Origin of the sequence: Streptomyces justiciae (assembly GCF_015163075.1) — a bacterium.
GTDB lineage: Bacteria > Actinomycetota > Actinomycetes > Streptomycetales > Streptomycetaceae > Streptomyces > Streptomyces justiciae.
The window spans coordinates 385,013-407,598 of the sequence record NZ_JADDXU010000006.1; the positions used below are offsets into that span (position 1 = coordinate 385,013).

Below are 22,586 nucleotides of genomic sequence, written 5' to 3' on the forward strand. Positions count from 1 at the left end.
CACAACCCTGCACCAAGAGAAAGCGCTTCCCGCACCACGTACTGAACTGATCGGAGAACAGTCATGGCCCAAGCCGCAGCCGTGGCGAAACCGCCCGCGCCACCCCGGCGGCGCCGTGCCTCCGCCACCCCGCGCAGGCTCCCGTACCTGCTGATCGCGCCGGCGGCGCTGCTCATGCTGGGCTTCATCGCCTACCCCGTCATCAGCGTCTTCTACTACAGCCTGCAGAACTACAACCCGACCAAGCCGTGGCGCAACGGCTACGCGGGCTTCGACAACTTCACGAAGATCTTCACCGACGACCCGGCGTTCTGGGACACGCTGACCTTCAGCGCCAAGTGGGTCTTCGTCGAGGTCGGCCTCCAGTTGCTGTTCGGGCTCGCGCTGGCGCTCATCGTCAACCAGACCTTCGTCGGGCGCGCGCTCGGCCGGGCGATGGTCTTCTCGCCCTGGGCCGTCTCCGGCGTGCTGACCTCCGCGATCTGGGTGCTGCTCTACAACTCCCAGACCGGTATCACCCGTTACCTCGCCGACATGGGCATCGGGTCGTACGGCACGAGCTGGCTGTCGGACACCTCCACCGTGTTCCCGGCGGCGATCGTCGCCGACCTGTGGCGCGGTGTCCCCTTCTTCGCGATCCTCATCCTCGCCGACCTCCAGTCCGTCTCCAAGGACCTGTACGAGGCCGCCGAGGTCGACGGGGCCAGCCGCCTCAAGCAGTTCTGGCACATCACGCTGCCGCACCTGAAGGACGCGATCGTGCTGTCCACGCTGCTGCGCGCGGTCTGGGAGTTCAACAACGTCGACCTGCTCTACACCCTCACCGGCGGCGGACCCGCCGGCGAGACGACGACCCTCCCGCTCTACATCGCCAACACCAGCGTCGACGCCCACAACTTCGGCTACGCGTCCGCCCTGACCACGGTGGCGTTCGTGATTCTTCTCTTCTGCTCGATGGTCTATCTGCGCCTGAGCAAGTTCGGAGGCGAGGACAAGTGAGCATCAAGGAAGCCACCCCGGTCGTGTCCGAGACCCGCAAGTCCCCGCCGCCGCCCCGGCCCAAGGCCAGGCAGCGCGCCTGGGACGACGTGCCCCGCTGGCAGATCTACCTCCCGCTGGGGATCTACCTGCTCTTCACCCTGATCCCGTTCTACTGGATCCTGCTCTTCGCGCTCCGCCCGACCGGGTCCACCTCGCTGGTGCCCTGGCCCATGACCTTCGACCACTTCGAGAAGGTGTGGACCGAGCGTGAATTCGGCACCTACTTCCAGAACAGCGTCCTCGTCGGCGTCGCCACCCTGGTCATGACGACCCTGGTCGCGCTGGCCGGCGGCTACGCCCTCGCGCGGTTCAACTTCAAGATCAAGCGGGCGTTCATGCTGGGGCTGCTCTGCTCCCAGTTCGTGCCGGGCGCGCTGCTGCTGGTGCCGTTGTTCGAGATCTTCGCCAAGATCCAGATGATCAACTCGCTGGGCAGCGTGATCATCGCCGAGACCGTCTTCCAGCTGCCGCTGTCGATCATCCTGATCAGCAACTTCATCAAGAACGTGCCGCCGTCCCTGGAAGAGGCGGCCTGGGTGGACGGCTGCAACCGCTTCACCGCGTTCCGGATCGTCGTCCTGCCGCTGCTGCGGCCCGGTCTGATCGCCGTCGGCTCCTTCGCCTTCGTGCACTCCTGGAACCACTTCCTGTTCGCCCTGATGTTCCTCAACAACCCGGAGAAGCAGACCATCCCGGTCGGCCTCAACACCCTGATGGGCGCGGACAGCGTCGACCTCGGCGCCCTCGCCGCGGGCGGCATCATCGCGGCCGTACCGGTCGTGCTCGTCTTCGCCTTCATCCAGAAGTGGCTGATCACGGGGTTCAGCGCGGGGGCGGTGAAGGGATGAGGCGCCGCCGGATCGTGATCGCGCGGGGCAGCTCCCGGCCGGGGCTTCCCCGGACCGTGCGGGGTGGCGCGGGGCCGGGTCTCCTCCGGACCGTGCGGGGTAGTGCAGGGCCGGGTCACCTCCGCACCGTGCGGGGAGCCCTGGGGCCGGATTCTCTCGGCCGCGCCGACCGCGGGCACGCGCGGAGCGTCTGCCGCGGCATCCCGACGGCAGCCGATGGCCGGCCTGCCGCACCGGGGGGTGCGGTCGACGGAGGTCCTGTCGAAGCAGCTGCCGGCCGGGGCGACCGCGTTTGGACGCTGTTGACCTCCGGGTTCGGCGCCAAGCGCTCCGGCGGAGCCATCACGACGGTCCCTCAGTCGTCCGGGGACTCGTGGCCGGCCACGCCCAGCGGTGGTGCTGCGCATCGATACAGCTCCGCTCCCCTTCGGAGCGCTGCCGGACCGTACCCGAACTCGTCGGACTCGCTCAGGGAGGTGTGGGCATGAGGCTTCGACACATCGCCGCAGCGGCAGGGGTGTTGGGAGTGCTCTGCGTGCCCGCCCACGCCGACGCGCGGGACATCAGCCGGGACACGCTGCCCGCGAACGACGGGTGGGCCTCGGAAGGGGTGGGCACCACCGGTGGGGCCGCCGCCGATGCCGAGCATGTCTTCGTCGTCACCGACCGGGCCGAGCTCGTCGCGGCTCTCGACGGCGGCAGTGCCACGCCGAAGATCATCAAGATCGCCGGGACCATCGACGCCAACACCGACGACGACGGTGACCACCTGAGCTGCGCCGACTATGCGACGGACGGCTACGACCTCCAGAAGTACCTCGCCGCCTACGATCCCCGTACCTGGGGTTCCGCCAAGCCCAGCGGTCCGCAGGAGGAGGCCCGTCAGGCCTCCGCCGCCAGGCAGGCCGAGCGGGTCACGCTGACCGTCGGTTCCAACACCACGATCGTCGGCCTCAAGGGGGCCGTCCTCAAGGGCGCCAACCTCCAGGTCAAGAACGCCACCAACGTCATCATCCGCAACCTCGACTCGCGTGACGCCTACGACTGCTTCCCCGTCTGGCAGCCCAACACCGGTGGCCTCGGCGACTGGAAGACGGCGTACGACAACATCTGGCTGACCGGCTCGAACCACGTCTGGGTCGACCACGTCACCCTCAGCGACAAGGGCCACCCGGACGAGAAGGAACCCACTTACTTCGGCCGGAACTACCTGCGCCACGACGGGTTGCTGGACATCACCAACGGCTCCGACCTGGTCACCGTCTCCTGGAGCCGGTTCGCCGACCACGACAAGGCGATGCTCATCGGCAACAGCGACTCGGCCACCGGCGATCGCGGCAAGCTCCGCGTCACCCTGCACCACAACCAGTTCGAGTCCGTCGTACAGCGTGCGCCGCGTGTCCGCTTCGGGCAGGTGCACGTCTACAACAACCGGTACGTCGTCCCCACCGACGACTACCGCTACTCGATCGGCGTGTCGACCGAGTCCGGCGTCTACGCCCAGAACAACGCCTTCACCACCCTCGGCCGGATCGAGGTCGCCGACCTGGTCAAGAGCTGGAACGGCGCCGCCCTGCACGACGAGGGCACCCTCTTCAACGGCTTCCCCGTCGACCTGCTGCCGATCTACAACGCCTACAACTCCGGCAGCGAGCGCGACCTCACGGCCGACGTCGGCTGGACGCCTACCCTGCACACAAAGATCGACAGCGCCGAGGCGGCCGACCGAGAGGTGGCACGCGGCGCGGGCGCAGGGAGGATCCCATGAGCACCGTAGACATCGTCCTGGCGGGCGCGCGCGGCCACGGCCGCTGGCACCTGGAGAACATCCGCTGGCTCCAGGACAAGGGGATCGTGCGGCTCGCGGGCATCTGCGAGCTGACCCCGCTGGAGGCCGCGGAGATCCCCGAAGGGCTCGGCACGCCCGAGCAGTCCGCCGACTTCGGTGCCCTGCTGGACTCGACCGGGGCGCGGATCGCGGTGATCTGCACGCCGATCCCGACCCACACGGACCTCGCGCTCGAAGCCGCTCGCCGAGGCGTGCACATCCTGCTGGAGAAGCCGCCGGCGCCGTCGTACGCCGAGTTCCGGCGCATGGCCGACGGGGTCGCCGCCGCCGGGGTCGTCTGCCAGATCGGCTTCCAGTCGCTGGGCTCGCACGCCGTGCCCGCGATCCGGCAGCTGATCGAGGAGGGCGCGATCGGCGCGGTCGCCGGGATCGGCGGCGCCGGTGCGTGGGCCCGCCCGGAGTCCTACTACCGGCGCGCCCCCTGGGCCGGCAAGCGGCGCCTGAACGGCGTCGACGTCATCGACGGCGCGCTCACCAACCCCCTCGCGCACGCCGTCGCCACCGGCCTCGCCCTGAACGGCTCCACGCGCGCCGAGGACGTCATCGACATCCAGACCGAGCTGCTGCGCGCCAACGACATCGAGTCCGACGACACCTCGTGCGTCCGCGTCACCACGGCACAGGGCCGCCCGGTCACCGTCGCGGCGACGCTGTGCGCCGAGCACCCGGACGACCCGTACGTCCTGGTGCACGGCAGCCGCGGCCGGATCACGTTCTGGTACAAGCAGGACCGCGTCCTGCTCCAGCGCGCGGGCCACGGCCCCGAGGAGTACGAGCACGGCCGTACCGACCTGCTGGAGAACCTCGTCGACCACCTCACCGACGGCACCGACCTGATCGTCCCGCCGGACGTGACCGGTGCCTTCATGAAGGTCGTCGAGGCGATCCGCACCGCCCCCGACCCGGCCCCGCTGCCTCGCAGCGCCTGGCATCTCGTGGACGACCGCCGGGTCGTCCCCGGCGTCGACGGCCTTGTCGCGGCCTCCGCCGACACCCTCGCCCTGTTCTCCGAGCTCGGCGCCTCCTGGGCCCTACCGAAAGAGGTGAGCACCTGATGACTGCCAACGACACCCCGGTCCTGCGCGTCGCGGGCCGCCCGGTCGGCCGCTATGTTACCCGGCCCGAGCTGGCCCCCCGGCTCTCGCCGCGCCCCTACCTCCATCCGGTCACCACCCTGGCCGGCACGGCTGTCACGGAGCTCAGCCCCGCCGACCATCTGCACCACCTCGGCGTCGGTGTCGCCGTTCCCGACGTCGAGGGGCACAACTTCTGGGGCGGGCGTACTTATGTCCGCGACCAGGGCCCCACCGAGCTCGACAACCACGGCGCCCAGCGGCACACCGCGTTCCAGCTGCGCGACCCGGACGGCTTCGTGGAGGAGCTGCGCTGGGTCGCCGGGGGCGGCGAGCTGCTGCGCGAGCGCCGGACGGTGGCGGCCGGCGAACTCACCGACACCGCCTGGGCGTTGGACTTCACGTTCTCGCTCACCAACGTCACCGACCGCCCCCTGTCGATCGGCAGCCCGGCCACCAACGGCCGCCCCGGCGCCGCGTACGGCGGCTTCTTCTGGCGGGCCCGCAAGGAGGCACAGGCGCCGGACGTCTTCACCGCCGACACCGACGGGGAGCCCGAGGTGCACGGCCGGCGCGCCGACTGGCTGGCCCTCGCCGGCTCCACCTGGACGCTCGTCTTCGCCGGGGCCACCGAGCAGACCCGCCGCGACCCGTGGTTCGTGCGCACCGCCGAATACCCGGGCGTGGGCTCGTCGTTGGCGCACACCGAGCGGGTGCCGATCGCCGCCGGGGACACCCTCGTCCGCCGGGTCGTCACCGTCGTAGCCGACGGCCGCCTCGACCGGCACGGCGCCGCCGCGCTCATCCGCAAGGCGGTGAGCCTGTGACCGCCACCTACACCAACCCCGTCCTTAACGCCGACTGGTCCGACCCGGACGTCCTCCGCGTCGGCGACGACTTCTACCTCACCGCCTCCAGCTTCGGCCGCGCCCCCGGCCTGCCGCTGCTGCACTCCCGCGACCTCGTCAACTGGACCCTGGTCGGTCACGCCCTCGAACGCCTGGAACCGGCGGCCGAGTTCAGGACGCCGCGGCACGACTGCGGCGTCTGGGCACCGTCCTTGAGGTATTACGACGAACGCTTCTGGATCTTCTGGGGCGACCCGGACCAGGGCATCTTCCAGATCAACGCCCCTGAGATCAGGGGCCCTTGGACCCGCCCGCACCTCCTGAAGGAGGGCAAGGGACTCATCGACGCCTGCCCGCTGTGGGACGAGGAGACCGGCGAGGCCTACCTGGTGCACGGCTGGGCCAAGTCCCGCTCCGGCGTCAAGAACCGCCTCACCGGCCACCGGATGCGCCCGGACGGCACCGAACTCCTCGACGAGGGCAAGGTCATCGTCGACGGCGACCGGATACCCGGCTGGTTCACCCTGGAAGGTCCCAAGCTCTACCGGCACGACGGCTGGTTCTGGATCCTCGCCCCCGCCGGGGGAGTGGAGACCGGCTGGCAGGGCGCCTTCCGCTCGCGCGGCTTCTTCGGGCCGTACGAGGAGAAGATCGTCCTGGAGCAGAAGGACACCGACGTCAACGGCCCCCACCAGGGCGGCTGGGTGCGCACCCCGTCCGGTGAGGACTGGTTCCTGCACTTCCAGCAGCGCGGCGCCTACGGCAGGGTCGTCCACCTCCAGCCGATGCGCTGGGACGAGGACGGCTGGCCGGTCCTCGGCGACGAGGGCGCCCCCGTGGCCGTACACCGCAAGCCCGATCTGCCGCCGCAGTCGCCCGCCGCGCCCGCCACCGACGACGACTTCCCCGGCGGACGCTTCGGCCGCCAGTGGAGCTGGACCGCCAACCCCGAGGACGGCTGGGCCACCCAGCACTCCGGCGACGGCCTCCGCCTGACCTGCGTCCGCTCGGCCGACGCGCACGACCTGCGCAAGCTGCCGAACGTCCTCACCCAGCGACTGCCCGGCACGCCGTCCGCCGTCGAGGTCGAACTCCGCCTCGACAGCGAGGAACCGGGCGCCCGCGCCGGACTCACGGTGCTGGGGGACGCGTTCAGCTGGATCGGCCTGGAGCGCGGCTCCGACGGCACGGTCCAGGTCGTGCACCGGTTCGCCGAGGGCGTCGCCGAGCGCGAACGCGACGCCGACCACCCCCGACCCGCCCCCGAAGGGCGGGTGCGGCTGCGGATCGAGATCGGCGCGGGCGCCCGCTGCCGCTTCTCCTACGACGTCGGCGACGGCCCGCACCCCTCGGGACCCGTCTTCGCCGCCACCCCCTGGCGCTGGGTCGGCGCCCTGCTCGGCCTCGTCGCCCTCGCGCCCACCGGAAACGGGCACGCCGGCGCGGCAACCTTCACGCAGTTCAGGATCACCTCTCTGTAACTCACCTCGTACGGACGCCTTTTGGGAGCCGCAATGACGCAACTCCAGGGCAAGCGCTTGCCGAGACCGGGAGCCGGTCAGGGCAGAGTGCTGGCCGCCGTGCTCGGCCTCGTCGCCGCGCTGGGACTCGGGTCGGTGGGGCAGGCACGAGCCGACACGCCTTCGCCTGAGAAGGCCCCGGCCGCCGCCTCCCGGTGGACCGACCAGCCGCACGGTTTCGCCTCGCTCGCCGGTGGCACCACCGGCGGGGCCGGCGGCAAGGTCGTGACGGTCACCGACCAGGCCTCGCTCGCCAAGTACGCGGCGGCCGAGGAGCCGTACGTCATCCGGGTGTCGGGGTCGATAGCCGTCGAGCCCTTCGGCTCGGACATCGTCGTGGCCTCGAACAAGACGGTCATCGGCGTCGGCGACACCGGCGAGATCGTCCACGGCGAACTGCACCTCAACCCCGGCACCAGCAACGTCATCATCCGCAACCTGACCATTCGCGACAGCTATGTCGAGGGTGACTGGGACGGCAAGACGACCGACTTCGACGCGATCCAGATGGACACCGTCGACCACGTCTGGATCGACCACAACCGGTTCACGCACATGGGCGACGGGCTGCTCGACATCCGCAAGGACAGCCGCTACATCACCGTCTCCTACAACCAGTTCACCAACCACAACAAGGCCTTCGGCATCGGCTGGACCACCAACGTCCTGACCGAGATGACGATCGACCACAACTGGTTCAACGGCACCAAGCAGCGCAACCCCTCGGCGGACAACCTCGCCTACGCCCACCTGTACAACAACTACCTGTCCTCGCAGGTCAAGGACGGCGACCCGGTGTGGACGTACGGGAACTGGGCGCGCGGCAAGACCAGGATGGTCATCGAGAACAGCTACTACGACGGTGTCCAGCACCCCTACCAGGCCGACGCCACGGCCGAGTTGGTGCAGCGCGGGTCGATCCTGAAGAACACCACCGGGCGAACCGACGCGTGGGGTACGGCCTTTGACCCGCACGAGTTCTACGACTACCGCCTGGACCCGGCCGCCGCGGTGCCGGCGCTCGTGACGCGCTTCTCGGGGCCGCAGCGGCAGATCGGCGTCACCCTGCACGTCCCGGCCGACTACCCGACCGTGCAGTCCGCCGTGGACGCCGTTCCCGATGGCAACGCCGTGCCTGTGACGGTCGCCATCGCGCCCGGCACCTACCGGGCCAAGGTGTACATCCCCGCGACCAAGCCGAACATTGTGCTGCAGGGGACTGGACAAGATCGCGCCGACACCGTCATCGTCTACGACACACCCGCCGCGTACGGCGGTTCGACCGGCAGCGCCACCGTGCGGATCGCCGCGAACGACGTCACGGCACGCCACCTCACCTTCAGCAACGACTTCGACGAGGCCGCGGTCGAGCTGAACGGCGAGCAGGCCCTCGCCATGAAGACGACCGGCGACCGGATCGTCTTCGAGGACACCGCCTTCCTGGGCAACCAGGACACCCTGATGACCGACAGCCCCAAGCTGACCACCGTCAGCCGGGTCTACGTCCGCGACTCGTACATCGAGGGCGACGTCGACTTCGTCTACGGGCGGGCCACGACGGTGATCGAGCGCTCGGTGATCAAGCTGCTGAGCCGGGGCTCGACCACCAACAACGGCTACATGACGGCCGCTTCGACGTGGACCGGGAACCCCTACGGCTTCCTGATCACCCGGTCGAAGGTCGTGAGCGACGCGCCGGACCAGTCCTTCCACCTGGGCCGGCCGTGGCACCCGGGCGGTGAACCGGAGGCCGTCGCCCAGGTGTTGATCCGCGACACCGAACTGCCCGCGGCGGTGAAGTCCGCGCCGTGGACCGACATGAGCGGCTTCTCGTGGAAGGACGCGCGCTTCACCGAGTACCGCAACTACGGCCCCGGCGCCGAAGTCACCGCGGACCGGCCGCAGATGAGCGACGAGGACGTCCGCGCCCACACCGTCGCCGACTACCTCGCGGGAAGCGACGGCTGGGCGCCGCACGCCCGCCACTGACCCCCACAACTTCATAGCGCCACAACTTCACAGCTCCACGACTGCACAGCTCCACCCGGTCGAAGAAGTGTTTGATCCAGAAGAAGAGAGCCGACCCATGAAGATCAACATCCGCAGAAGCAGGCGCGCCGCCGTGGCCGTCGCCCTGGGCTCCGTCCTCGCCCTGACCGCCACCGCCTGCGGTGACGACGGCAGCGGCACCGGCGGCGACAAGGGCGACGAGGGCAGCGGCAAGGGCAAGATCGTCTTCTGGGACAACAACGGCGGTGTCCGCACCGACGCCTGGAAGGCGATCATCGCCGACTTCGAGAAGGCCAACCCGGACATCGACGTCGAGTACGTCGGCATCCCCTCCGCGGACTACCAGTCCAAGGTCGAGACCGCCATCCAGGGCGGCGGTCTGCCGGACGTCGGCGGTGTCGGCGCGGCGATGATCGCCAGCTTCTCCGCGCAGAAGGTGCTGGAGCCGCTCGACGACCGGCTCGCCAAGTCCTCCCTCAACGGCAAGCTCAACGAGGACATGGTCACCTCGTTGAAGGCGGCCGGCGGCGTCGACGACACGCTCTACTCGGTGCCGACCTCCGCGAACAACGGCGTGCTGTACTACCGCACCGACCTGTTCAAGAAGGCGGGCCTGGACGAGCCGACGACCTGGGACAAGTTCTACGAGGCCGCGGACAAGCTCACCGACGCCAAGAAGAACGAGTTCGGTTACACCATCCGCGGTGGCGCCGGCTCCATCGCCCAGGCGCTGGACGCGATGTACGGACAGAGCGGCATCACGTCCTTCTGGAACGGCGACAAGACCACCGTCAACGACCCGAAGAACGTCGAGGCGCTGGAGAAGTACGCCGCGCTCTACAAGAAGGACACCCCGTCCGCCGACCTCAACAACGACTTCACCAAGATGGTCGCCCAGTGGGATTCCGGCACGATCGGAATGCTCAACCACAACCTGGGTTCGTACCAGGACCACGTGAAGTCGCTGGGCGTCGAGAAGTTCCGCGGTATTCCGCAGCCGATCGGCGCCTCCGGCAAGCGGGTTCAGGTGTCCAACCCCGTGGACGGCGTCGGCCTGTTCAAGAGCTCCAAGAACAAGGAAGCGGCCTGGAAGTTCATCGAGTTCGCGGTCTCGCGCGCGGAGAACTCCAAGTTCAACGAGTCCGCGGGGCAGGTGCCGGCGAACAACGAGGCGGCCAAGGACGCGTGGATCTCCAAGGCCGAGCCCACGAAGCTCGCCGCCGCGGCGCTGACCGACGGGTCGACCACCATTGTTCAGCTGCCGTACTACCTGCCTGACTGGGGGACCATCTCCAAGGCCGACAACGAGCCGAACTTCCAGAAGGTGCTGCTCGGGAAGATGAGCGCGAAGGACTTCCTGGACACGTTCGCCGACCAGTTGAACGACGCCCAGGCGGAGTGGAATTCGCAGAAGGGCTGATTTTTCCCCAGAGCTCGGGTGGTTTCTGTTCGTGGGGGACTGCGGGCCGTTGTGGCTGGTCGCGCAGTTCCCCGCGCCCCTAGGGGCAGAAGGGCATCGCATGTCAATTTCGCGCCGTCAGGTCACGGCAGCCGCTCTTGGCGCCGTTCCTCTCGCCTTCGCGGCCACCGGTACCGCTCAGGCCGCTCCATTGCGTAATCGCACTCTCTACATCGCCGGTGATTCCACCGCCGCTCAGAAATACGCCGACGCCGCGCCCGAGACCGGGTGGGGCATGGCACTCCCGTTCTTTCTGCACAAGGACCGGCCCGTCGCCAATCACGCGGTGAACGGGCGGAGTTCGAAGAGTTTCGTCGACGAGGGCCGGCTCGATGTGATCCTCGCGGCCATTCAGCCGGGGGACTTCCTCCTCATCCAGTTCGGGCACAACGACGAGAAGTCCGCCGACCCGACCCGGTACACCGAGCCCTGGACGACGTACCAGGACTATCTGCGGCTGTACATCGACGGCGCCCGTGCCCACGGTGCCCGCCCCGTCCTTGCCACCTCCGTCGAGCGGCGGAAGTTCGACGCGGCCGGCAACGCCCTGCCGACCCACGGCGACTACCCGGCGGCGATGCGGGCGCTGGCCGAGGAGGAGGGCGTGGCGCTGCTCGACATCCAGGCCCTGTCCCTCGCCCTGTGGCAGCGACTCGGGGTCGAGGAGACCAAGACGTACTTCAACTGGACCGCGACCGAGCAGGACAACACGCACTTCAACCCGCCGGGCGCGATCGCCGTGGCGCGGCTCGTGGTGCGGGAGCTGCTGCGGACCCGGGTGCTGCGTCCGCAGGACGTCTGCCGCCTGGACGACGAGATCCCCACGTCCTGGATCACCTGGCCCGAAGCCACCGCGTAACCGGCACCACCCACCGACCTGAGAAAAGAGAGCCGCACAATGAACGCACAGAAATGGCATGGGCATGTCACAGTGACCTCGGTGGCGCGCGCTGCCGCCGCCGTGGTCGGCTGCACCGCCCTCGTCCTCGCCGTGACCGGCCCCAGCGCCCAGGCGCAGGGCCGTGACCTCGCCCGGCAGACCCTCCCGGCCAACGACGGCTGGGCGTCGTACGGCACCGGGACCACCGGCGGCGCCAAGGCCGACGCCGATCACGTCTACACCGTCTCCACCTGGGCCGAGTTCAAGGCCGCCCTCGCCGCCGGCGGCGACGCGCCGAAGATCATCAAGGTCAAGGGCACCATCGACGCCGTCTCCGAGGGCTGTGACGCCTTCGCCGCCGACGGGTACGACTTCGACGCCTACCTCGCCAAGTACTCGCCGGAGGCCTGGGGCCTCGACACCGACCTGAGCGCCGAGCCCGCCGACAGTCCGGAAGGGCTGCGGGCCGCTTCCGCCGCCAATCAGAACAAGGTCATCAAGGCCGCCGTCCCCGCCAACACCACCATCGTCGGCATCGGCAGGAACGCTGGCTTCAAGGGCGCCAGCCTCCAGATCACCGGCGTCGACAACGTCATCGTCCGCAACCTGACCTTCGAGAGCCCGATCGACTGCTTCCCGCAGTGGGACCCGACCGACGGCGACAAGGGCAACTGGAACTCCGAGTACGACACCGCCGTCGTCTACGGCTCGACCCATGTGTGGATCGACCACAACACGTTCACCGACGGCTCCCACCCCGACAGTGCCGCGCCGACCTACTTCGGCATGCTCTACCAGCAGCACGACGGTGAGCTGGACATCGTCAAGGGCGCCGACTACGTCACCGCCTCCTGGAACGTCTTCGCCGACCACGACAAGACGATCCTCATCGGCAACAGCGACAACGCCGCCACCACGGCGATCGACCGGGGCCACCTGAAGGTGACGTTCCACCACAACCTGTTCTCGAACCTGGTCGAGCGCGCGCCGCGCGTCCGCTTCGGGCAGGTCGACTCGTACAACAACCACTTCGTGGCGAACGACGACTACGCCTACAGCTTCGGCATCGGCAAGGAGTCCCAACTCGTCGCCGAGCACAACGCGTTCACGCTGCCGGAGGGGATCAGCGCGGCCAAGGTGCTCAAGCGGTGGAACGTGTCGCCGCTGACCGCCGCCGACAACACCGTGAACGGCGAGGTCACCGACCTGATCGCCGTCCACAACGCGGAGATCCCGGCCGAGACCCTGGAGTCCGGCGCCGGCTGGACGCCCACCCTGCGCACCAAGGTCGACCCGGTCAAGGCGGTCCCGGCGATCGTCGACCACCGCGCGGGCGCCGGCAACGCCTGCTGAACGCCCGCCCGGCGTACGGGTGTCGGCAACGCCTGCTGACGCCCGCCACCTGAAACGGCCGGGGCGGACCGCATCGTGCTCACATCCCGAGCGCGTCCGCCCCGGCACCCCCCACGCGAGGAAACCCCCTGCTGAGCCGCACTTCCAAGGAGCACCCGCATGTCCTCGCCCCACGTTCAACTCCCCCTGTCCAGAAGGGGATTCCTGCTGGCGAGCACCGGCGCGGCCGCCGCCCTCGCCCTCGCCCCCACCCCCGCCCTGGCGGGCTCCAGGCCCTTCGGCCGCTTCGGCTCCCCGGCCAGGCGCCTGACCCCGAACACGCTCTACGTCGACACCCAGGGCCGCGGCGACCACACCACCGTCCAGGCCGCCGTCAACGCCACCACCGGCAGCGGCTGGACCCTGGTCATCGCACCGGGCACCTACCGCGAGACCGTCAGCCTCGACGCCACCCGCACCGAGGCCACCTGGATCGGCGCCTCCGAGGACCCGCGGGACGTCGTCATCGTCTACGACAACGCGGCCGGCACCCCGAAGCCCGACGGCTCGGGAACGTACGGCACCACCGGCTCGGCCACCACCACCCTCAGGGCCGACGGCTTCACCGCCCGCTGGATCACCTTCGCCAACGACTGGCTGCGCGCCGACCACCCCGACATCAGCGGCACCCAGGCCGTCGCCCTCAAGGTCATGGGCGACCGCTCCGCCTTCCACCACTGCCGCTTCCTCGGCCACCAGGACACCCTGTACGCCGACTCCCTCGCCCTGACCGTCTTCGCCCGCCAGTACTTCTCCCACTGCTACGCCGAGGGCGACGTCGACTTCGTCTTCGGCCGGGCCACCGCGGTCTACGAGCACTGCCACTTCCGCACCCTGGACCGCACCGACCTGGCCGCCGCCCCCTACGGCTTCGTCTTCGCGCCCTCCACGGCCGGCGCCAACCCCCTCGGCTACCTGGTCTCCCGCGGCCGGATCAGCAGCGAGGCCCCGGACGCCGCGTACAAGCTGGCCCGCCCCTGGGTGCCCAGCTCCGACACCACCGCCCGGCCGAGTCTCGTCGTGCGGAACACATGGATGGGCGCCGGCATCGACGCGGTCGCGCCCTACACCAACATGTCCACCTCCTACCCGTGGCAGAACCAGCGCTTCGCCGAGTACCGCAACCTCGGCCCCGGCGCCGAGATCACCGTCCCCGAGAACCGGCCCCAACTCACCGACGAGCAGGCCGAGTCGGCGACCCGCGAGGCCTACCTCGGTGACTGGCAGCCGTGGAAGGAGGCGTGCTGACATGCGCCGACGCACCCTGCTGACGGGCCTGACGGCGGGCCTGCTGGCCGTCGGCTCCACCGACGCCTTCGCGAGCGGTCGCCGTGTCCTGCACGTCCGGCCCGGCGACTCCGTCCAGGCCGCCGTGGACGCGGTGACCGGGGCCGGCTGGACGATCGTCGTGCACCCAGGGACGTATCGCGAGGTCGTCAACGTGCCCGCCGACAAAGCCGAGTTGACAATCCGCGGCGCCTCCTGCGACCCGCGCGACGCCGTCATCGTGTACGACAACGCCAACGGCACGAAGAAGCCCGACGGGACGACCTACGGCACCGCGGGCTCCGCCACCTTCACCTCGGCGGCCCCCGGCCTCACCGTCCGCGACCTCACCCTCGCCAACGACTGGCTGCGCGCCGACCACCCCGACATCACCGGCACCCAGGCGGTGGCCGCCTACACCTACGGCGACCGCACCCACTTCGAGAACGTCCGGCTCCTCGCCCACCAGGACACCCTCTTCGTCGAGACGACCGCGCTCACCTCCTTCGACCGGCAGTACTTCCACCACTGCTACATCGAAGGAGACGTCGACTTCGTCTTCGGCCGGGCCACCGCCGTCTTCGAGGACTGCCACTTCCACACCCTGCAACGGGACGTCACCTTCACCCCCAAGGGCATGGTCTTCGCCCCCTCCACCGCCCGTGCCAACCCGTACGGCATCCTCGCCGTCCGCTCCCGCATCACCTCCGGCGCCGAGGACGCGGCGTACAAGCTCGCGCGGCCCTGGGTCCCCTCGTACGAGACGACCGCCTGGCCGTCCCTCGTCGTCCGGGACACCCGCATCGGGCCCGGCATCGACCCGGTCACCCCGTACACCAACATGCGGGAGCAGTACCCCTGGCAGACCATGCGCTTCCGGGAGTACCGCAACTCCGGCCCGGGCGCGGAGATCACGGTCCCGGAGAACCGGCCGCAACTGACCGACGAGGAAGCCCAGTTGCACACCAAGGCGGCCTACCTCGGCGACTGGCGTCCCCATGCGTAGGCTGTCGGCCGCCCTCCTCGCCGGGGCGTGCCTGCTGCTCGGCGCGCCCCAGGCCCAGGCGTTTGACCGAACCCCGGTCGGCTGGGGCGCCGGCACCACCGGAGGGGCGGGCGGCACCACCTGGACCGTGCACACGCGCGCCGAGCTGAAGGAGGCCCTCGCGGCCACCGGTCCGAAGGTGGTCCGGGTCGTCGGCACCATCAACGGCCATGAGACGGACGACGGTTCGCTGCTCGGTGAGCAGGACTACGCCCCCGGCTACGACCTCGCCAAGTACATGTCCTGTTTCGGCGAGGACGGCTCCACCTGGTCCGACACCCGTTACGACTACTGCAAGCAGCAACGCCAGTTGCGGCAGACCGGCTCTAACAAGGAGAAGGCGCAGATCCAGCTGACGATCCCGAGCGACACCACGCTCGTCGGCGTCGGCGACAACGCCCGGCTTCTGGGCGTGTTCCTCACCGTCAACACCGGCACGAACATCATCGTGCGAAACCTCCAACTGGAGGCTCCGGTCGACCACTTCACCAGCTGGTCACCCGACGACGGCACCCAGGGCAACTGGAACGCCCGCTTCGACGCGATGACCGTCATCACCGGCAAGAACATCTGGGTCGACCACTGCACCTTCACCGACGGCCGCTACCCGGACAGTGAGGCCCCCGTCGGCTTCCACGGCGAGCACGTCCAACGGCACGACGGGCTGCTCGACATCGAGGACGGCTCCGACTTCATCACCGTCTCCGACAGCCGCTTCGAGGACCACGACAAGGCGCTCCTCATCGGCTCCGGCGACGGGCGGGGCGACCGCGACCGCGGGCACCTCAAGGTGACCTTCGCCCGGAACCTGTTCAGCGACATCGTGCAGCGCGGACCGCGCGTCCGCTTCGGGCAGGTGCACGTCCTCAACAACGTGTACGTGTCCCGGAGTCGCACCCCGCTCTACGCCCTCGGCGTCGGAGTGGAGTCCGCGATCTACTCCGAGCGCAACGTCTTCCGGTACGACGCCACCCTCGCCGCCTACGGAGGCGAGCACTTCCACGACACCAGCTCCTGGATCGACGGCCGCCCGGCCGGGCTCGACAAGGTCGCCGCGAGCCTCGGGCTGACGGACGACGTCGGCTGGGACCCGGCGGACGCGTACGAGTACCGGGCGCTCAAGTCGCCCGCCGCGGTGGAGCGTTACGTCCTCACCCACGCCGGTGCCGGGAGGCCTCATGGCCACTCCTGACAGCCTCTACGAGGACCTGAAGAAGGACCTCGACTTCCCCCTGGCCTGGGGGACCTCGCCGATCCGCGACTTCCGGGAGTGGCGGCGGACCGCCCGCGCGATGGTCGAGGAACACCTCCTCGTGGACCGGCAGGACGAGACACCGTACGCGCCCGAGTACAGCGATCGCGCGCAAACCGACGCCTACACCCAGGAGTTGGTCACCCTCTCCCTCACCCGCCACGAACGGGTCCGCGGCGCCCTGCTCACCCCGCACGGCCCCGGCCCGTTCCGCGCGGTGCTCCTGCTCCACGACCACGGGGCCAGGTTCGACATCGGCAAGGAGAAACTCGTCCGGCCCTGGTACGACGACACCCGGCTCGCCGCCGCACAGGCCTGGGCCGACAAGTACTTCAGCGGACGCTTCGTCGGCGACGAACTCGCCCGGCGCGGCTACACGGTCCTCTGCCTCGACGCGCCCGGCTGGGGCGACCGGGGTCCGATCACCTACGACCAACAGCAGGCCCTGGCAAGCAACTTCTACAACCTCGGCTCCTCCCTCGCCGGACTCATGGCCCGCGAGGACGCCCGCGCCGCCGGCTTCCTGGCGAGCCTGAACCGTGGGCGCGGCGTCGCCGCCGTCGGCTTCTCCATGGGCGCCTACCGCGCCTGGCAGGCGGCCGCGCTCACCGACGCCGTCTCCGCGACGGCCGCCGTCTGCTGGATGACCGGCCTCAAGGAAATGATGGTGCCCGGCAACAACACGCTGCGCGGGCAGTCGTCGTACTACATGCTCCACCCCGGGCTGCCCCGGTTCCTCGACTTCCCCGACGTGGCGAGCATCGCCGCACCCAGGCCGATGCTCTTCTTCAACGGTGGGCTCGACCCGCTGTTCCCCGCCGACGGCGTCCAGGTCGCGTACGACAAGCTGCGCGCCGTCTGGCACTCCCGCCACGCCGAGGAGCGGTTGCACCTCAGGACCTGGCCCGACCTCGGCCATGTCTTCGTCGACCGCATGCAGGACGAGGTCTTCGACTGGCTCGACCACGTCCTCTGATCCCCCCATCCCCGCAGTACGAGAAAGGACCCGCACTCCATGTCTCGTCGTACCGCTCTCCTCGCGACGGCCGCCCTCGCCCTCGGCTCCGGCATCGCCGTCCTCCCCACCCAGGCACAGGCCGCGACGGTGGTCGTCTCCAACTCCACCGACCTGTCCAACGCCATCAAGAACGCCACCGCCGGCACCGTCATCCAGGTCCGCGGCGGCACCTACTACCCGACCGCCACCCTCCAGTCCACCGCCAACGGCACGTCGTCGAGCCCGATCCAGCTCACCGCGTACGGCAGCGAGACCGTGAAGATCGACGGCTCCTCCCTCCCCGACGGGGACTGGATCTTCAAGCTGACCGCGGACTACTGGAACGTCTCCAACATCACCTTCCAGAACTCCCCGGACAGCGCGGTGGTCTGCCAGTCCTGCACCGGGACCAACTGGAACAACATCAAGACCATCAACGGCGGCGACTCCGGCTTCACGCTCACCGGCGACGGGACCGTGAACAACACCGTCAAGAACATCGACTCCTACGGCAACTACGACGCCGCCAACCACGGCGAGAACGCCGACGGCGTCGCCGTGAAGTTCGGCTCCGGCACCGGCAACCTGATCACCGGCGCCCGCCTCTACAACAACAGCGACGACGGCATCGACTTCTGGTCCTTCTCCTCGCCGGTCACCATCGAGCACACCTGGTCCTTCGGCAACGGCGTCAACCGCTGGTCCGACTCCGCCTTCGCGGGCGACGGCAACGGCTACAAGCTGGGCGGCGACGGCGAGGTCGTGGCCCACGTCGTCAACAACTCCGCCGCCTGGGGCAACGCCGGCAACGGCTTCACCGAGAACTCCAACACCGGCGCGATCGTCATCAACCGCACCACCGCCTACGCCAACAGCAAGTGGGGCTACTACTTCGCCACCAGCTCCGCGAAGCTCGGCAAGAACCTCGCGGTGAGCAACGGCAGCGGCCTGGTCAACAAGGGCTCCTCGGTCACCTCGGCCGGCAACAACTGGGACTCCGGCATCTCGACCCCGTCCTTCATCTCCACGGACGCGTCGACGACGTACAACGCCCGTAGTTCGAGCGGCACCCTGCCCGCCACGACGTTCCTGACGACGGGCTCGTCGACCATCGGGGCCACGATGAACTGACCACTTGTCGACACACCAGGGCGCTTGACCCGTTTTTTGCCTGTGCAGGAGGTATCGATCGGGCAACGGGTCTCGCGCCCGCCGTGGTGACGCGCGTAGAACTCTGTCATGCATAAGCCACTGCGTATCGCGGCCATCGCCGCCGCGTGTGCCGTCGCCGGCGCCGGCCTCTACGGCGCCGGCGCGGCCACCGCCGGCCAGTCGACGGCGAACAGCACCCACGAGCCCTACAACATCGGGCTCCTGGTCAAGGACATCGACACCTACTACGGCACCACGGCCGACGCCAACGGTGTCTACCAGGCGTCCCCGGACAGCCAGTACGCCAAGGACCTCGCGGCCATCGACAAGGCCGCCCGCAAGTACATCGACCAGGCGGCCCGCAAGGCCCACCACAAGGGCGAGAAGCCCGCGGTCGTCTTCGACATCGACGACACGCTGCTGCTCAGCCTCGACTACGAGAAGCGCTACAACTACACGTACAACTCGGCCACGTGGGCCGACTACGTGAACAAGGCCGACCGGCCGGGGGTCTTCGGCAGCGCCGAGCTGGTCCAGTACGCCGAGTCCAAGGGCGTGGAGGTCTTCTACAACTCCGGTCTCTCCGAGGCGCAGCGCACCGCCGCCGTCGAGAACCTGAAGAAGATCGGCGCCGATGTGAACCTCGACGCCGACCACATGTTCCTCAAGGACAAGGCGAACCCGCCGGCCTACCTGAGCGCCTGCGCCACGCCGGGCACCTGGACCTGCACGACCGTGCAGTACAAGGGCGGCACGCGGCAGCACATCGAGGACGACCTCGGGTACGAGATCATCGCCAACTTCGGCGACCAGTACTCGGACCTGGACGGCGGCTACGCCGACCGCACGTACAAGCTGCCGAACCCGACGTACTTCGTCAGCTAGCGGCCGGTTGAGCGCCGCGGCGATGCACCGGTGAGCGAAAGTTTCGCTGGTTTTCGCCGCGGCGCGGCAACCTCCCAGGATCACGGTGACGACTGCTGAGCGTACGAACCCCCTAGGAAAGGAACGCTCCGTGCGTCACAGCACCGGACGCCACCGCAGGACCCGCACCCTCTCCATCGCCGCGGCCGTCGCCGTCGCCGCGGGGGCGGGCGGCGTGTACCTCGGGCTGTCGAACGGCGGCGCCCAGGCCGCCTCGACGACGGTCACCGTCTCCAGCACCGCCCAGCTGGAGTCGGCCGTGAAGAGCGCCACCGCGGGGACCGTCATTCAGGTCCGCGCCGGCACGTACTACCCGACGGCCACCCTGAAGTCGACGGCGAACGGCACGAGTTCGGCGCGGATCACGCTCCGGGCGTACGGCAGCGAGAAGGTGAAGATCGACGGCTCCAAGCTGCCCGCCGGGTCCTGGCTGGCCGGGATCTACGGCGACTACTGGACCGTCTCCGACCTCACCTTCCAGAACTCCCCGGCCCAGGGCTTCGTCGTCACGTCGTCCGTGGGCGGTGTTTTCAAGAACCTCGTCACCGCGAAGAACGGCGACTCCGGCTTCACGCTGCGCGGCGACGGCACGACGAACAACCTCGTGCAGAACCTGGACAGTTACGGCAACTACGACCCGGCGGGCCACGGCCAGAACGCGGACGGCATCGCGATCAAGTTCGGCTCGGGGACCGGCAACAAGGTCACCGGCGCGCGCCTGTACAACAACTCGGATGACGGGCTCGACCTCTGGCAGTTCTCCTCGCCCGTCACCATCGAGCACTCCTGGGCCTTCGGCAACGGCAAGAACCGCTGGAACGACTCGGCCTTCGAGGGCAACGGCAACGGGTACAAGCTGGGCGGCGGGGGCGTCACGGTCGCGCACGTCGTCAACAACAACGCGGCCTGGGACAACACGCTCAACGGGTTCACGGAGAACTCCAACCCCGGCGCGATCGTCCTGAACCGCAACACGGCGTACGCGAATGCCGAGGCCGGCTTCTACTTCGCCACGGGCAAGGCCCGGCTGGCCCGCAACCTCGCGGTGAGCAACAAGGGCGGGCTGTCGAAGCTGAGTTCGGCCACCGTCTCCGCCGCGAACAACTGGGACAGCGGCGTCTCCACGCCCTCCTTCAAGACGACGGACGCGACGACGGCGTACAGCGCCCGCAAGTCGGACGGCTCACTCCCGGCCACCACCTTCCTCACCACCGGCTCCACCACCATCGGTTCGACGATGAACTGAACGCGCGAGAAAGAGAATCGCCCCGCCTGTCGTCACAGGCGGGGCGTTTCCCTGCCGGCCGAGGGGGGCTCTGCCGGCGGCTGCTGACCGAGGGGGGCTCAGGTCAGCAGGTCTATGCAGTCGAACGACGTACCGGCGCTGAGGAACGCCGTGCCGCCCGACCCGCTCACTATCGTGAGCTTCAGGACGTTGTACTGATTCGGGTCCGTCTTCCACGCACTGGTTGGGACGTTGAAAGCGAACGAATGGTTGTTCCCACGGTACGAACCCGTGGTGAGAGAGCGCGTCGAGGGCTGAGCGGGAGCCGTGGGGACGGCCGAGACCCAGTCGTTGACGGCGATGCGCGGACGGCCGTTGGAGAAGGCGTCCGTCACCCCGACCCGCAGCGTGTGCGCGGCCGCCGCTTGCGCCTTGGTCAGCTTGAAGTAGATCAGGACGCCGTCGTTGACGTCCTTCCACATGTACGCGGGGAAGGACGCCGCCTCGCCGCCGGCGCCGATCACGACGTTGCCGGTCCACTTCGCCGCACGTGCGTCGGAGGGGTGGGCGTACGTCATCAGCTTGGCGTTCTTGAACTCGCCGGGCGTGCCGTCCCAGTCGCCGAGCCGCCAGATGGCCTTGGCGGTGGACGGGTCACCGGTGATGGTCAGCGAGTTGAGGGACGTCGTACCGCCCGCCGTGACCTTCACCGTGCCGGTGTGCACGGCGAGTTCACCCTTGTAGACGGTCAGGGTGTACGTCCCCGGCAGCATCCCCTTGCAGGAGAACGCGCCGGTCCCGGCCGCGGCCTTCGCCCAGTACTGGGCGTCCGCGTTGGCGAAGCCGACCGTGTACGGGTACGTGGCGTCCATGTTCTTCAGACCGACGCCCGCCACCTTGCCGCGGCCGGCCGCGCCGACCCAGCCGGTGATGCCGAGGCCGTCCACCCAGGAGGTGTCCAGCTTCCCGGCGGACAGGGCGGGGGAGGGCGTACCGCCGTCCGTGAAGGACAGCACGAACGGGCCCTGGAGACCGAAGCGTTCGGGCTCCGTCTGCGCCTGGTTGTAGTGCAGGATCTCGTAGAGCCCGGCACCCTTGTCGTTGGAGTGGCGCAGCAGCGAGCGGTAGAAGGGGCCGCCCGAGGCCTTCTCGTGGTTGGAGCGCACCAGCCACAGGCCGACCGAGCCGGTGGTGAAGCCGACGTGGTCGTAGTCGATGGTGCGCTTGCCCGAGTAGTGCTTGGAGTGGGTGGTGCCGTCCGCGCGCTTCCAGACGTCTCCGGCCTCGATGACCTTGTCGGAGGCCTCGATCCAGCTGTCCGAGCCCTCGTTGGGGAAGATCCCCGGCTTGAGGCGGACGAGGTAGCGGGTCGCGGTGAAGGAGGCGTCCTTCTTGTGCGTCCACAGGTAGACGTTGTTCTGGCCGCTGCGGGCCGCGTACCACTGGGTGATCGCGCCGTGCACGACCTTCACCAGGATCGTCGCGCCGGACTGCCTGATCGTGACCGTGGACGCGCCGAGGCCGGACTCCACGTGCGAGTGCTTGCCGCCGTAGCCCTCGTACTCCTTGCCCCGGTGGACGAGGGACGTGAGGTCGCCCGTCGACTTGGAGACCTTGAAGACGAGGGAGGCGCCGGTGTCGACGACGTAGTTCGTGCCGTCGTCCTTGTAGCCGAAGGTCGCGGCGGACGCGGACGACAGGAGTCCGGTGCCGCCCGCGACGGCGGCGCCGGTGGCGGCGACGCCGATCGCGGAGGCCCCGAGCACCCGGCGGCGCGTGAGGTGTCTCTTGTGGGTGCTCAAGGG

The 22,586-nt window shown here is 69.2% G+C and carries 18 protein-coding genes; 17 read left to right on the plus strand and 1 reads right to left on the minus strand.

The window, feature by feature from the left end:
- The first annotated feature begins 63 nt into the window (after positions 1–63).
- The 17 genes from IQ210_RS19640 to IQ210_RS19720 all read left to right on the plus strand — a co-directional run bounded on the left by IQ210_RS19640 (position 64) and on the right by IQ210_RS19720 (position 20,802).
- The gene (locus IQ210_RS19640) at positions 64–999 is read left to right on the plus strand and encodes a carbohydrate ABC transporter permease (RefSeq protein WP_194080337.1); all 936 of its coding nucleotides are present in this window, start codon (positions 64–66) and stop codon (positions 997–999) included.
- Positions 996–1,889 (plus strand): carbohydrate ABC transporter permease, encoded by an 894-nt coding sequence (locus IQ210_RS19645; protein WP_194080338.1) that lies wholly within the window; start codon positions 996–998, stop codon positions 1,887–1,889. The genes IQ210_RS19640 and IQ210_RS19645 overlap by 4 nt, the downstream gene beginning before the upstream one ends.
- A 484-nt stretch (positions 1,890–2,373) precedes the next feature.
- Positions 2,374–3,657 carry a pectate lyase family protein gene (locus IQ210_RS19650; RefSeq protein ID WP_194080339.1) on the plus strand — a complete coding sequence of 428 codons (1,284 nt, stop codon included), beginning with the start codon at positions 2,374–2,376 and terminating at the stop codon, positions 3,655–3,657.
- Positions 3,654–4,793 (plus strand): Gfo/Idh/MocA family protein, encoded by a 1,140-nt coding sequence (locus tag IQ210_RS19655; RefSeq protein WP_194080340.1) that lies wholly within the window; start codon positions 3,654–3,656, stop codon positions 4,791–4,793. Before IQ210_RS19650 ends, IQ210_RS19655 begins: the two co-directional genes overlap by 4 nt.
- Positions 4,793–5,638, plus strand: coding sequence for a DUF6807 domain-containing protein (locus IQ210_RS19660; protein WP_194080341.1), 846 nt, complete (start codon positions 4,793–4,795; stop codon positions 5,636–5,638). The genes IQ210_RS19655 and IQ210_RS19660 overlap by 1 nt, the downstream gene beginning before the upstream one ends.
- On the plus strand, positions 5,635–7,140 hold the full coding sequence (locus tag IQ210_RS19665) for a glycoside hydrolase family 43 protein (RefSeq protein ID WP_194080342.1): 1,506 nt from the start codon (positions 5,635–5,637) through the stop codon (positions 7,138–7,140). Before IQ210_RS19660 ends, IQ210_RS19665 begins: the two co-directional genes overlap by 4 nt.
- Before the next feature lie 33 nt (positions 7,141–7,173).
- Positions 7,174–9,168 carry a pectinesterase family protein gene (locus tag IQ210_RS19670; RefSeq protein WP_194080343.1) on the plus strand — a complete coding sequence of 665 codons (1,995 nt, stop codon included), beginning with the start codon at positions 7,174–7,176 and terminating at the stop codon, positions 9,166–9,168.
- A gap of 97 nt (positions 9,169–9,265) precedes the next feature.
- Positions 9,266–10,609, plus strand: a complete 1,344-nt coding sequence (locus tag IQ210_RS19675) for an ABC transporter substrate-binding protein (RefSeq protein WP_194080344.1) — start codon at positions 9,266–9,268, stop codon at positions 10,607–10,609.
- Positions 10,610–10,709: 100 nt separating this feature from the next.
- Entirely contained in the window at positions 10,710–11,507 is a 798-nt protein-coding gene (locus tag IQ210_RS19680) for a rhamnogalacturonan acetylesterase (RefSeq protein WP_194080345.1), read from the plus strand.
- Between the two features lie 39 nt (positions 11,508–11,546).
- Positions 11,547–12,881, plus strand: coding sequence for a pectate lyase family protein (locus IQ210_RS19685; protein ID WP_194080346.1), 1,335 nt, complete (start codon positions 11,547–11,549; stop codon positions 12,879–12,881).
- Positions 12,882–13,040: 159 nt separating this feature from the next.
- The gene (locus tag IQ210_RS19690; RefSeq protein ID WP_194080347.1) at positions 13,041–14,168 is read left to right on the plus strand and encodes a pectinesterase family protein; all 1,128 of its coding nucleotides are present in this window, start codon (positions 13,041–13,043) and stop codon (positions 14,166–14,168) included.
- A gap of 1 nt (position 14,169) precedes the next feature.
- Positions 14,170–15,192 (plus strand): pectinesterase family protein, encoded by a 1,023-nt coding sequence (locus IQ210_RS19695; protein ID WP_194080348.1) that lies wholly within the window; start codon positions 14,170–14,172, stop codon positions 15,190–15,192.
- Positions 15,185–16,423: a pectate lyase family protein gene (locus IQ210_RS19700; RefSeq protein ID WP_194080349.1), complete on the plus strand. Its 1,239-nt coding sequence runs from the start codon at positions 15,185–15,187 to the stop codon at positions 16,421–16,423. Before IQ210_RS19695 ends, IQ210_RS19700 begins: the two co-directional genes overlap by 8 nt.
- Positions 16,410–17,459 carry a dienelactone hydrolase family protein gene (locus IQ210_RS19705; RefSeq protein WP_194080350.1) on the plus strand — a complete coding sequence of 350 codons (1,050 nt, stop codon included), beginning with the start codon at positions 16,410–16,412 and terminating at the stop codon, positions 17,457–17,459. Before IQ210_RS19700 ends, IQ210_RS19705 begins: the two co-directional genes overlap by 14 nt.
- Positions 17,460–17,498: 39 nt before the next feature.
- Complete coding sequence (locus tag IQ210_RS19710) at positions 17,499–18,611, plus strand: right-handed parallel beta-helix repeat-containing protein (protein WP_194080351.1); 1,113 nt, start codon at positions 17,499–17,501, stop codon at positions 18,609–18,611.
- Positions 18,612–18,719: 108 nt separating this feature from the next.
- Positions 18,720–19,517, plus strand: a complete 798-nt coding sequence (locus IQ210_RS19715; RefSeq protein ID WP_194080352.1) for an HAD family acid phosphatase — start codon at positions 18,720–18,722, stop codon at positions 19,515–19,517.
- Positions 19,518–19,647: 130 nt separating this feature from the next.
- Complete coding sequence (locus tag IQ210_RS19720; RefSeq protein WP_194080353.1) at positions 19,648–20,802, plus strand: right-handed parallel beta-helix repeat-containing protein; 1,155 nt, start codon at positions 19,648–19,650, stop codon at positions 20,800–20,802.
- Positions 20,803–20,900: 98 nt separating this feature from the next.
- Here the strand turns inward: IQ210_RS19720 and IQ210_RS19725 are convergent, their stop codons facing one another.
- Positions 20,901–22,583, minus strand: coding sequence for a rhamnogalacturonan lyase B N-terminal domain-containing protein (locus IQ210_RS19725; RefSeq protein WP_194080354.1), 1,683 nt, complete (start codon positions 22,581–22,583; stop codon positions 20,901–20,903).
- Between the last annotated feature and the right edge of the window lie 3 nt (positions 22,584–22,586).